The organism is Limnohabitans lacus (assembly GCF_030053395.1).
In the GTDB taxonomy this organism is placed as follows: Bacteria; Pseudomonadota; Gammaproteobacteria; order Burkholderiales; family Burkholderiaceae_C; genus Limnohabitans_A; species Limnohabitans_A lacus.
The window spans coordinates 140,209-152,735 of sequence record NZ_JASGBH010000005.1 but is presented as its reverse complement, the minus strand read 5'-3'; the positions used below and the strand labels follow the sequence as shown (position 1 = coordinate 152,735).

General features: G+C 63.3%; 11 protein-coding genes. 9 read left to right on the top strand and 2 right to left on the bottom strand.

The window, feature by feature from the left end:
- Positions 1–2: 2 nt before the first annotated feature.
- Positions 3–512, bottom strand: coding sequence for a phasin family protein (locus QLQ16_RS08530; protein WP_283224269.1), 510 nt, complete (start codon positions 510–512; stop codon positions 3–5).
- A 120-nt stretch (positions 513–632) separates the two neighbouring features.
- Between QLQ16_RS08530 and rfbD the strand changes: the two genes are divergently transcribed.
- The 9 genes from rfbD (at position 633) to QLQ16_RS08485 (ending at position 11,296) form a co-directional block, all read left to right on the top strand.
- On the top strand, positions 633–1,529 hold the full coding sequence (gene rfbD, locus QLQ16_RS08525; RefSeq protein ID WP_283224268.1) for a dTDP-4-dehydrorhamnose reductase: 897 nt from the start codon (positions 633–635) through the stop codon (positions 1,527–1,529).
- A gap of 63 nt (positions 1,530–1,592) precedes the next feature.
- Positions 1,593–2,486, top strand: coding sequence for an acetylglutamate kinase (gene argB / locus QLQ16_RS08520; protein ID WP_283224267.1), 894 nt, complete (start codon positions 1,593–1,595; stop codon positions 2,484–2,486).
- Positions 2,487–2,513: 27 nt separating this feature from the next.
- Positions 2,514–3,128, top strand: a complete 615-nt coding sequence (gene slmA / locus QLQ16_RS08515) for a nucleoid occlusion factor SlmA (RefSeq protein ID WP_283224266.1) — start codon at positions 2,514–2,516, stop codon at positions 3,126–3,128.
- A gap of 156 nt (positions 3,129–3,284) precedes the next feature.
- On the top strand, positions 3,285–4,859 hold the full coding sequence (locus QLQ16_RS08510; RefSeq protein ID WP_283224265.1) for an ABC transporter substrate-binding protein: 1,575 nt from the start codon (positions 3,285–3,287) through the stop codon (positions 4,857–4,859).
- Between the two features lie 30 nt (positions 4,860–4,889).
- Positions 4,890–5,843 carry an ABC transporter permease gene (locus QLQ16_RS08505; protein WP_283224264.1) on the top strand — a complete coding sequence of 318 codons (954 nt, stop codon included), beginning with the start codon at positions 4,890–4,892 and terminating at the stop codon, positions 5,841–5,843.
- Positions 5,843–6,724, top strand: coding sequence for an ABC transporter permease (locus tag QLQ16_RS08500; protein WP_283224263.1), 882 nt, complete (start codon positions 5,843–5,845; stop codon positions 6,722–6,724). The genes QLQ16_RS08505 and QLQ16_RS08500 overlap by 1 nt, the downstream gene beginning before the upstream one ends.
- On the top strand, positions 6,721–8,334 hold the full coding sequence (locus tag QLQ16_RS08495) for a dipeptide ABC transporter ATP-binding protein (protein WP_283224262.1): 1,614 nt from the start codon (positions 6,721–6,723) through the stop codon (positions 8,332–8,334). Before QLQ16_RS08500 ends, QLQ16_RS08495 begins: the two co-directional genes overlap by 4 nt.
- Entirely contained in the window at positions 8,331–9,830 is a 1,500-nt protein-coding gene (locus tag QLQ16_RS08490; RefSeq protein WP_283224261.1) for a M81 family metallopeptidase, read from the top strand. Before QLQ16_RS08495 ends, QLQ16_RS08490 begins: the two co-directional genes overlap by 4 nt.
- Before the next feature lie 50 nt (positions 9,831–9,880).
- Positions 9,881–11,296, top strand: a complete 1,416-nt coding sequence (locus QLQ16_RS08485; protein WP_283224260.1) for an amidase — start codon at positions 9,881–9,883, stop codon at positions 11,294–11,296.
- A gap of 19 nt (positions 11,297–11,315) precedes the next feature.
- Here the strand turns inward: QLQ16_RS08485 and manD are convergent, their stop codons facing one another.
- Complete coding sequence (manD, locus tag QLQ16_RS08480; protein ID WP_283224259.1) at positions 11,316–12,527, bottom strand: D-mannonate dehydratase ManD; 1,212 nt, start codon at positions 12,525–12,527, stop codon at positions 11,316–11,318.

Genomic DNA, 12,527 nt, shown 5'->3' with positions numbered 1-12,527 from the left:
GCTCAGGCCTTGCGGCGGGGGCTGGTGGCCTTGGTGGCCGTTTTGCCGGCGGCTTTGGCGGCTGGTTGGGCCTTCGGCTTCGGCGTGGCTGGCGCTGCACTGCTGGATTTGGCCGTGGCCTTGGCCAACTGTGCTTCCAGTTGGGCCACGCGTTCGGTCAGGGCTTGCAGGTCGTACAGCGTGGGCATGCCCAAGCGTTGCAAGGCTTTGGCCACGCGGTCTTCAAACAGGTGTTCCAAGCGGTCCACGCGCACCGTGGTTTGTTGGCCAAAGTCGCTGGCCAAGTGGGTCAGGCGTTCGGTGGCTTCGCTCAAGCGTTGTTGGGCTTCGGCCTGGCTTTTGCGCTGGAAGGCCAAGCCATCGTTGACCAAGGCTTCGATGGCTTTGCTGCCTTGCTCTTGCGCTTTGGCCATGGCGCCCAAACCCGCCAGCCAAATCTGGTGTGTGGGGGCGGCGGCAGCGGTGGCATCGGTCGAAGCGGTGGTCTTGTCTGAGGCAGGTGATTTGGCCATGGGGGGAACTCCTGATATGGGCATCACTGTAACCTGAGCGATGGGGCATTGCTTCTAAAATCTGCGCTTGTCGCGCACCCTGTGGCCAGCTCACAGCCTCTCACCCTGATTCGGGCTTTCATGAAAATTCTTCTCCTCGGTAAAAACGGCCAAGTCGGCTGGGAACTGCAACGCAGCTTGGCCCCTTTGGGCGAGTTGATCGCGTTGGACCGCCACAGCACGCTGCATTGCGGTGACTTGTCGTTCCCTGAAAAATTGGCTCAAACGGTGCGCGATATGCGGCCCGATGTGGTCGTCAATGCCGCGGCCCACACCGCGGTAGATAAGGCCGAGTCCGAGCCCGAGTTGGCCCGCACCCTGAACGCCACGGCACCAGCCGCCTTGGCCCAAGCGGCGGCCGATGTGGGGGCTTGGCTGGTGCATTACTCGACCGACTATGTGTTCAATGGCGAAGGCCAGACGCCTTGGCAAGAAGGCGATGCCACAGGCCCCTTGGGCGTGTATGGCCAGACCAAGCTTGAAGGTGAGCAAGCCATTGCGGGCAGTGGCTGCAAGCACCTGATTTTTCGCACCAGCTGGGTTTATGCGGCACGCGGCGGCAACTTTGCCCGCACCATGCTGCGCCTGGCCCAAGAGCGCGAACGCCTGACGGTCATCGACGACCAGCGCGGCGCACCCACGGGCGCGGATTTGATCGCCGATGTGACGGCGCATGCCATCCGTCACGTCCTCCACGCGCAAGACGCGCATCTCTCGGGCATTTACCACCTGGTGGCCGCAGGCGAGACCAGTTGGCATGGCTATGCCTCATATGCAATTGAGCGGGCTCGTCAGATCCAACCCGACGCCCCCTGGAAAGTGACCGAGATCTCGCCCGTGCCGACGTCTGCATTTCCGACGCCCGCCCGCCGCCCTTTGAACTCCCGCTTGAACACCCAGCGCCTGCAAAACCGCTTTGGCCTGACCTTGCCGAATTGGCAGCAGGGCGTGGACCGCTTGATGGCCGAGATCCTTTGAGCGTCAGACGCTTGCGGCACAATCGCTTTCAACTTTGATGACCTTTCAATTCCGTAACGCGCCATGACCGATACCACCGCTGCCGTTTCCCCTCGCGACCAGGCCCAGATCCTGGCGCAGGCCATGCCCTACATCCGCAAATACCACGGCAAGACCTTGGTCATCAAATACGGCGGCAACGCCATGACCGATCCGGCCTTGCAGCAAGCCTTTGCCGAAGACGTGGTGCTGCTCAAGCTCGTGGGCATGAACCCGGTCGTGGTGCACGGCGGTGGCCCGCAAATTGAGAATGCCTTGAGCCGCTTGGGCAAAAAAGGCGAGTTCCTGCAAGGCATGCGCGTGACCGATGCCGAGACCATGGAGGTGGTCGAGTGGGTGTTGGGCGGCGAAGTGCAGCAAGACATCGTGGGCATGATCAACCGCGCAGGCGGCAAGGCCGTGGGCCTGACAGGCCGTGACGGCGCCATGATCCGCGCCAAAAAACTGCGCTTGCTGGATGCCCAAGACCCGAGCAAAGAGCTCGACGTGGGCCAGGTGGGTGACATCGAAAGCATCGACCCGTCCATCCTCAAAGCCCTGCAAGACGACGCTTTCATTCCGGTGGTCAGCCCCATCGGCTTTGGTGTGGACAATGAGAGTTACAACATCAACGCCGACGTGGTGGCCGCCAAACTGGCCACGGTGTTGCAGGCCGAAAAACTCCTGATGCTCACCAACATCCGAGGCGTGCTCGACAAAGAAGGCAACTTGCTGACCGAGCTGACACCACACCGCATCGACGAGCTGTGCGCCGATGGCACCATCAGCGGCGGCATGATCCCCAAGATTGCAGGCGCTTTGGATGCGGCCAAGAGTGGTGTGAACGCGGTGCACATCATCGATGGCCGCGTGCCGCACGCCATGCTGCTGGAAGTCCTGTCAGAGCAGGCCTTCGGCACCATGATCAAGAGCCGCTGAAGCGGTCCGATGCCAAAGGGGGGAGACATGAACGATCACAACGACAACACCGAACCGACCGAAGAAGCACCGGTGCGCAAACGCCCGCGCCCGGGTGAGCGGCGCTTGCAGATCCTGCAAACCTTGGCGTCCATGCTGGAGGCGCCAGGCGCTGAGCGGGTCACCACGGCAGGCTTGGCCGCCAAGATCGGTGTGAGCGAAGCGGCCTTGTACCGCCACTTCGCCAGCAAGGCGCAGATGTTCGAGGCCCTGATCGACTTTGTGGACCAGTCGGTGATCGGCTTGATCCGTCAGGTCACTGACCGCGAACCTGTGGGCCCCAACCAGGCCGCTCGCATCGTGGCGCTGCTTTTGCAGTTCGCCGAAAAGAACCCTGGCATGTGCCGTGTCATGACCGGCGATGCGCTGGTGCTGGAGCACGAGCGCCTGCAAGAGCGCATCAATTTGCTGTTTGACAAGATCGAATCGCAGCTGCGCCAGTCGCTCAAGGGCTTGGCGTCCGAAACACCCACGGCGGACGCACAGGTGGCCGCTTCGGTGCTGGTGGCCTTCATGCAAGGGCGCTTGCAGCGTTTTGCCCGCTCGGGTTTTAAGCGGCTGCCCTCTGAGCATTTGCAAGCGGCGCTGGCGCGGGTGCTGTAACAGACCGCAGCCACTGCTGCGCCAAATGGCCTTTTTTCGGCGTGTTCGGTGGCTGGGAGGTACGGATAATAATGCGCTCGAATTGGGGCATGCCCTGATAAGCGACGCTTGTATTTAGCCCTATAGTGGTCTTCATCGACTTGAATGGAGTATCCGATGAAGCGTCGTTCCCTTTTTGCTGTGGCCGCCCTTTCAGCCGCCTTGTTGGCCCCCTTTGCTGCGCAAGCCCAGGCCAAAACTTTGCGTGTCGTGCCGCATGCCAACATCACCATCCTCGATCCGATCTGGAGCACAGCGTTTGTCACGCGCAACCACGGGTACATGATTTATGACACGCTGTTTGGCACCGATCTGGCCGGCAAGGTCAAGCCGCAGATGGTGGACAAGTGGAACGTCAGCAAGGACAACCTGACCTGGACGTTCACGCTGCGTGATGGCTTGGAGTTTCATGATGGCAAAGCCGTGACCAGCGAAGACGTGGTGGCCTCCATCAAGCGCTGGACCAGCCGCGACAGCTTTGGCGGGGTGCTGGCCAAAAGCGTGGAAAGCTACGCCGCGCCCGATGCCAAGACCTTTGTCATCAAACTCAACAAACCCTTTGGCGTGATGCTCGAAGCGCTGGGCAAGCCCTCGTCCAACGTGCTGTTCATCATGCCCGCGCGCATTGCTGCCACACCTGGCAGCGAGCAGATCAAGGAAAACATCGGCTCCGGCCCTTACAAGTTTGTGCCCGGCGAATACAAGCCCGGCGAGCGCCTGGTCTATGTGAAGAACGACAAATACAAGCCCCGCAGTGAAGCGCCAGACGGCACCACGGGGGGCAAGCATGTGAACGTGGACCGCGTGGAGTGGGTCATCATCCGCGATCCGCAAACCCAGTTCAATGCCCTGGTGGCCGGTGAAGTCGACATCGTCGAGCAACCCACCTTTGAGCAGTACGCTTCGCTCAAAGCGCAAAAAGACATCCAGCTGGTGGACGCACAGCCTGCAGGCCTGCAGTTCATCTTGCGCTTCAACCACCTGCATGCGCCTTTTAACAACGTGAAGATCCGCCAGGCCGCCATGGTGGCGCTGGGCCAAGAAGCGCACCTGAAAACACAGGTCGGCGCCCCTGGCATGTACACCTTCTGCAAGAGCATGTACCCCTGCGGTACACCGTTTGCCAGTGACAAGACGGGCATTTACAACGGCATGGCCGACCCCAAGAAAGCCGCCGAGATGCTCAAAGAGGCCGGCTACGACGGCACTCCTGTGGTGCTGATGCGCCCGACCGACCTGGCTGCGATTGCCAAGTTGCCATTGGTGGCCAAACAGCAGCTTGAAGCCGCCGGCTTCAAAGTGGACATGCAGCAAATGGACTGGGCCACCTTGGTGGCGCGCCGAGCCAAGAAAGACGCCCCCGCCCAAGGTGGCTGGAACGCCTTCATGACCGCTTGGACGGCAGGTGACATTTTGAACCCCTTGACCATGGCGATGATGAACGCTGCAGGCGACAAGGGCTGGTTCGGTTGGCAAGACGACAAGCAGATCGAAGACCTGAAGGTCAAGTTCGCCCAGGCCACCAGCGATGCGCAGAAAAAGCAGATCGCTGAGCAAATCCAGCTGCGCGCCATGGAAACGGCCACCCACGTGCCGCTGGGTCAGTACTTCAACCCCGCAGCCCTGCGCAAGAACATCTCGGGCCTGGTGCCCGGCGGTGCTCAGGTGTACTGGAACATCAAGAAGAACTGACTTTTTGAAGTCAAAAGCAGCTGAAGTTTTATGCTGAGGTTCTTGCTTCAGCGCCTGCTGGCGCTGATCCCTGTGCTGCTCACGGTCGCGGTCATCGTGTTTCTGATCCTTCGGCTCACGCCGGGGGATCCGGCCGCTGTGATCGCGGGCAACAACGCCACCAACGAAGACATCGACCGCATCCGCGAACAGCTGGGGTTGACCAAGCCCCTGCTCACGCAGTTCATGATCTGGTTGGGGGGGGTGTTGCAGGGCGACTTGGGCTATTCCTTTTACCTCGGCAAACCGGTGACCGAGCTGATCGCTCAGCGCATCGAGCCCACACTGTCCTTGGCCGCTGGGACGATGGTGTTGGCCGTTTTGGTGGCCGTGCCTTTGGGCACGCTGGCCGCTTGGCGCATGGGGGGCTGGCTGGACCGCATCTTGTCCGGCTTTGCGGTGGCGGGGTTCTCGGTGCCAGTGTTCGTGATCGGCTACGTGCTGATTTACATTTTTGCGATCCAGCTGCAATGGTTGCCGGTGCAAGGCTATCGCCGCTTGTTGGGCGAGTTCTCGCAAGGGGTGGGCGCTTGGGCCTACCAGCTGGTGCTGCCGTGGTTGTCTTTGGCCACCATCTATGTGGCGCTGATTGCGCGGGTCACGCGGGCGAGCGTGTCTGAAGCGCTGACCGAAGACTATATCCGCACAGCGCGTGCCAAGGGCATCACCGAGCAAGCGGTTTTGCTGCGCCACGCGCTGGCCAATGCGGCCGTGCCCATCGTCACGGTGGTTGGCATCGGCATTGCGCTCTTGATCGGTGGTGTGGTCGTGACCGAGACGGTTTACGCCATTCCGGGCTTGGGCTCGCTCACCGTCGATGCGGTGCTCAACCGCGACTTTCCGGTCATCCAGGGCGTGGTGCTGTTTTTCAGTGTGCTCTATGTCTTGATCAATTTGTGTGTGGACTTGAGCTACCTGTGGCTCGATCCCCGGATCCGTTACTGATGAACGCCACCTTCCGAAAACTTCTGGCGCACACCACCGTCCGTTTGGGCTTGGGCGTGCTGGGCTTGCTGATCTTGATCGCTTTGGTGGCGCCATGGCTGGGTACCGTGGACCCTGCGGCCATGGACTCGGCCAACATCAACACCGCTGCCGGGGTGGTGGGGCAGTTTGCTTTGCCGGGTGGCGTCAGTGTCACCCACACCTTCTGGATGGGCTCAGACAACTTTGGCCGCGACATCTACAGCCGCGTGCTGTTTGGCACCCGCGTGTCTTTGCTGGTGGGTTTGTTCACGGCCACGGTGGCCTTGGCTGTGGGCGGCGTGTTGGGCATGTTGGCTGGCTACTTTCGCCTGGCAGACGCGGTGCTGATGCGCTTCATGGACGGCCTGATGGCGATTCCCGCCATCTTGCTGGCGATTGCGCTGGTGGCGGCCCTGGGCGCGCAGATCTGGACCGTGGTGGTGGCGATCGCCATCCCCGAGATTCCCCGTGTTACGCGCTTGGTGCGCTCGTTGGTGTTGACCTTGCGCGAAGAGCCTTTTGTGGAAGCGGCCCGCGCTTTGGCCACGCCCACACCGGTCATTTTGCTGCGCCACATTTTGCCCAACGCGATGGCGCCGCTGATCGTGCAGGGCACCTTCATTGCGGCCAGCGCCGTGCTGACCGAAGCCATCTTGAGCTTCCTGGGTTTGGGCCTGCCAGCCGATATTCCGACCTGGGGCAACATCATGGCCGAGGGCCGGGTGCAGTTCACCCAGTACCCGGGCAATGTGTTGTTCCCAGCCATGTTTTTGGTGCCCACCGTGCTGGCCATCAACCTGCTGGGTGACGGCTTGCGCGATGTGTTGGACCCCAAATTTGCCAAACGGAGCGGGGTATGACCCCCCCCGTTCTGTCCATCCGTGACTTGTCGGTCGCCCTGCCTGCGGGCGGTGACCGGGCCCATGCCATCACCAAGGTGTCGCTCGACATTCTGCCGGGCCAGACCTTGTGTGTGGTCGGCGAGTCCGGTTCGGGCAAGTCCGTCATGGCCACCACCGTGATGGGTTTGCTGCCCAAAGAGCTGCAAGCCGTGGCGGGCAGCATTGCCCTGCAAGGCGAGTCTTTGTTGCAGGCGTCCCCATTGCGGCTGCGCCAGTTGCGCGGCAAGGCCATGGGCATGGTGTTCCAAGAGCCCATGACGGCCCTGAACCCGGTCATGAGCTGCGGCGACCAGGTGGACGAGTTGCTGGCCACCCACACCGACTGGCCCGCCGAAAAGCGCCGTGCCGAAATCTTGCGCGTGTTCGAGCGGGTCAAGCTGCCCGAGCCGGCCCGCATGCTGCGCAGCTTCCCGCACCAACTCAGTGGCGGTCAGCGTCAGCGCATCGTGATCGCGATGGCCGTGATCTTGAAGCCTGCATTGCTGATTTGCGACGAGCCGACCACCGCGCTCGATGTGACCACCCAAAAAGAAATCTTGCGATTGATCGCCGACCTGCAACGCGAGCAGGGCAGCGCGGTGCTTTTCATCACCCACGACATGGGCGTGGTGGCCGAGATCGCCGACCAGGTGCTGGTCATGAACCAGGGCCAGGCGGTGGAAAGTGGCGACTGCGACCAGGTGCTGCGCCGCCCCCGCGCCGAGTACACGCGCCAGTTGTTGGCCGCCGTGCCGGGCATGACGCCGCCACCTGCCAAGCCCGAGCCCGAAGGCCCTGCGCTCCTGTCGGGTCAAGGCGTGGGCAAGACCTACATCAGCCACGACTGGCTGGGCCGCAGCCGACCCACGGCCGCCCTCATGGAGGCCGCGGTGGCTGTGCGTGCCGGTGAGACGGTGGGCATCGTAGGCGAGTCGGGTTCGGGCAAGTCGACCTTTGCGCGCTGCCTGATCCGCTTGATCGACCCGACCGAAGGCCAGATTTTTTGGGGTGCTGATGACGTGGCCCGCATGTCCGAGGGCCAGTTACGACCACTGCGCCACCGCGTGCAGGTGGTCTTCCAAGATCCGAACCGCTCGCTCAACCCGCGCCGCACCGTGGGCCAGTCCATGGTCGAAGGCGCGATGAACTTTGGCCAGACGCGTGAGCAGGCCGAAGCACTGGCGGTTGAGTTGATGGCGCAGGTGCGGTTGCCGGTGGAGGCCTTGAAGCGCTACCCCAGCCAGTTCAGCGGTGGCCAGCGCCAACGCCTGGCGATTGCCCGTGCCCTGGCCTGCCGCCCGCAGGTGCTGGTGGCCGACGAGGCCGTGAGTGCGCTCGATGTGAGTGTGCAAGCCCAGATCCTGAACCTGCTGCGCGAGGCGCAGTCGAGACTGGGGCTGGGGCTGCTGTTCATCACGCACGACCTGCGCGTGGCCGCCCAGCTGTGCGACCGCGTGATCGTGATGCACCAAGGCCGCATCGTGGAGCAGGGCCGTACCGCTGAGCTTTACGCCAACCCGCAACAGGACTACACCCGGCGCCTGTTTGATGCTGCTCCGGCCGCATTGCCCGAGCTTGAAAACCCATGACCCGCATCCTGATCGCTGGTTACCAGCACGAGACCAACACCTTTGCGCCCAGCTTGGCCGATTGGGCCGCCTTTCAAAGCGGCGAGGCCTTTCCGGCCTATGTGCGCGGGCAGACCCTGATCGACCAGATGTCGGGCGTGAACATCCCGGCAGGCGGTTTCATCGACGCGGCCCGGCGCGAAGGCTGGCAGCTTGTGCCCTCGGCTTGGGCCGGGGCCACACCTTCGTCGTATGTGACGCACGACGCGTTTGAGCGCATCTGCGCGGCCATCGTCGAAGATGTTCGCGCGGCCCTGGTGCAGGGTCTGGACGGGGTGTACCTCGATCTGCACGGCGCGGCCGTGGCCGAAAACGCCGACGACAGCGAAGGCGAGTTGATCGCCCGCATCCGTGCGGTGGTCGGCCCCAAGCTGCCCATCGTGGCCAGCCTCGATTTGCACGCCAACGTGACCGAACGCATGTTGAAGCTGTCCGATGGTTTGGTGGCCTACCGCACCTACCCGCACATCGACATGGCCGAGACCGGCGAGCGTGCCGCCCTGCTGCTGCGTGAACATTTGCGTGCGGGTGGCAAGCGCCCCATGCAGGCCCGTCGTCTGCCGTTTTTGATCCCGCTCAACGCGCAAAGCACCTGGATGGCCCCTGCCAAAGAGCTGTACGACGAGATGATCGCGCTGGAGTCGCAAACTGCTTGCATGCTCAGTTTTTGCATGGGTTTTCCTGCGTCTGATTTTGCCGAGTGTGGCCCCGTGGTTTGGGGCCACGGCCCACAGGCTGAAGCGGCGGTGCAGCGCTTGTTTGAGCGCGTGGCCGAGCCCGGCCAGTGGCGCCCTGATGTGCTGCCCGCCCGTGAGGCCGTTGCGCAAGCCCTGGCCACGGCCGAGGTGTCTGCTGCCCCTGTGGTCATGGCCGACACCCAAGACAACCCGGGCGCTGGGGGCGACAGCAACACCACCGGCATGCTGCATGCGCTGCTGCAACAAGGTGCGGGCCAACGATGGCCCGGCCAGGTGGCGCTGGGTTTGTTGTGCGACCCCGAAGCCGCCCGCATGGCACATGCTGCCGGGGTGGGGGCCAGCCTGCAATTGGCGTTGGGCAAGGCCGTGCCCACCTTCACCGGCGTGGCGAGCGACCCGCCTGTGCAAGGGCGCTTCACGGTAAGGGCTTTGGGGCCGGATGCTTGCGAACTCAAAGGCCCGATGATGACCGGCGTGAGGGTCCACATCGGCCCCTGTGCATGTCTCGAAATCGACGGCGTGCTGGTGGCGGTGGCCAGCGGCAAGATGCAGATGCTCGACCGCGAACTGTTCCGCGCCGTGGGCATTCACCCCGAGCAGATGAAGCTGCTGGTGGTCAAAAGCTCCAACCATTTTCGGGCAGACTTCACCCCCATCGCCAGCCGTGTGCTGGTGGCCAAAGCCGCAGGCCCCATGGCCGCCGACCCGGGCGATTTGCCCTGGAAAAAACTCAGCCCCCAAACACGCACCAGACCTTGATGCATGGCCTTGACGGGTTCAACGTGACACCACACTGATAGGAGACCGCCATGAGCACCACCGACCTGACCCAATGCACTGCGCACGCATTGCTGCAGCTTTACCGCACCGGGCAGGCCAGCCCGGTGGAGGCCACGCAGGCGGTGCTCTCGCGCATCGAGCGCATCAACCCGCAGATCAATGCCTTTTGTCTGGTCGATGCCGACCGTGCCCTGGCCAGCGCCCGTGCCAGCGAAGCCCGCTGGCAAGCGCACCGCAACACCCAAGCCCCTGTGGGTGAGCTCGATGGTGTGCCCACCAGCATCAAAGACCTGATCCTCACCCAAGGCTGGCCCACCTTGCGCGGCAGTCGCACCGTGGACCCCAAGCAGCCCTGGGAGGTGGATGCCCCGGCCACAGCGCGGCTGCGCGAAGCGGGCGCGGTGTTGCTGGGCAAAACCACCACGCCCGAATTTGGCTGCAAGGGCGAAACCAACTCACCCGCCACCGGCATCACCCGCAATCCTTGGAATCTGAACCACACCCCCGGCGGCTCATCGGGTGGTGCAGCCGCTGCCGTGGCCGCAGGTCTGGGGCCGCTGGCCGTGGGCACCGACGGCGCGGGCAGTGTGCGCATCCCGGCCGCGTTTTGCGGCAACGTGGGCCACAAACCCAGCTTTGGCCGCGTGCCCGCCTACCCCTTGTCACCCTTTGGCTCGGTGGCGCACTTGGGCCCGCACACCCTGAGCGTGCGCGACGCGGCCATGATGATGAACGTGCTCAAAAAGCCCGACGCCCGCGACTGGACATCCTTGCCGCCCGATGGCACGGACTACACCGTGGGTCTGGAAGACGGTATCCGCGGCCTGCGCATCGCCTATTCGCCCACGCTGGGTTACGCCCAAAACGTGCATCCCGAAATCGCAGCAGCGGTGGCGCAAGGGGTGCAAAAACTGCAAGACCTGGGCGCCCATGTCGAGCAAGTGGACCCGGGCTTTGAAGACCCGCTGGACATCACCACTGGCCTGTGGTTCCTGGGGGCTTACACGGTCTGGTCGGGCCTGACGGCCGCGCAGCAGGAGGTGGCCGACCCCGACTTTCGGGCCGAGGCGCAATTGGGCGCACAGCTCAGTGCGCAGCAGGTGCAGCAACTTCACCAGCGCCGGGGCGTGCTCGGTTCGCACATGCGCCAATTCATGCAGCGCTATGACTTGTTGGTCACGCCTTCGGTGTCCATTCCGGCTTTTGAGGCGCGCCCTGCGGGCGCCGTGCCGATGGACCCGGTCAGCATGCTGGGCTGGACGCCATTCAGCTACCCCTTCAACCTGACCCAGCAACCGGCCATCACCGTGCCCTGCGGCCTCACGAAGGCCGGACTGCCGATGGGCTTGCAGATCGTGGGCCCGATGTTTGGCGATGCCTTGGTGCTGCGTGCGGCGCGGGCCTACGAATCGGTGCAGCCGGTGGCGCGCCCAAGCATGGGCTAAGGCCTGTGGCTGAGGGCTGTCACCAGTTCCACAAGGTCCCATCGTGCTGCAGCCGGTTCACCGGCAAATAGGCCCTTTGGTAGGGGTACTTCGCAGCCAACTTCTCGTCGATGTCCACCCCGTGGCCGGGTGACTCGCCGCAGTGCATCATCCCGCGCTCAAAGCGGTAGTCGTGCGGAAAGACCGAGAGCATTTCCTCGCTGTGCGGCATGAACTCTTGCACACCAAAGTTGGGCACCCAGGTGTCAAAGTGCAGCGCCGCGCCCATGCACACGGGTGACAGGTCGGTCGCGCCGTGGCAGCCGGTGCGCACCTGGTACAGACTGGCCAGGTCGGCGATGCGGCGCAGGTGGGTGATGCCGCCCGCGTGGACCACGGTGGTGCGGATGTAGTCGATCAGCTGTTTCTCGATCAGCGTCTTGCAGTCCCAGATGCTGTTGAAAATCTCGCCCACCGCAATCGGGGTGGTGGTGTGGTGGCGTATCCACTGGAAGGCGTCCTGGTTTTCAGCCGGGGTCGGGTCTTCCATCCAGAACAGGCGCATGGGCTCCAGTGCTTTGCCCAGCTGGCCCGCTTCGATGGGCGTCAGGCGGTGGTGCACGTCGTGCAGCAAATGGATGTCGGGGCCCACGGCTTCGCGCACCGCTTCAAACAAGCCGGGGGTGTGGCGCAAATACTTCTCGGTGCTCCAGTCGTGCTCGCTGGGCAAGTTGCCGTCGGCGGGTTCGTACAGGCGGTTGGTTCCTCTCACGCCGTAAACCTTGTTCAGGCCCGGCACGCCGCTTTGGGCGCGGATCGCCAAGTAGCCTTCTTCCTTGTGGCGCAAGACTTCGTTCACGGTTTCAGCGGTGTCGCGGCCGTTGGCGTGACCGTAAACCATCACCCCGGTGCGGCTGCGCCCGCCCAGCAGCTGGTACAGCGGCATGTTCGCCATCTTGGCTTTGATGTCCCACAGCGCGGTGTCCACGGCGGCAATGGCGCTCATGGTCACCGGGCCGCGCCGCCAGTAAGCGCCTTTGTAGAGGTATTGCCAGATGTCTTCGATTTGCTGCGGGTCGCGCCCGATCAGACAGGGGATGACGTGGTCTTCGAGGTAGCTGACCACGGCCAACTCGCGCCCGTTGAGCGTGGCGTCACCCACGCCGTACACGCCTTGGTCGGTCTCGACTTTGAGGGTGACGAAGTTGCGGCCGGGGCTGCAGACGATGACACGGGCGGCGGTGATTTTCAT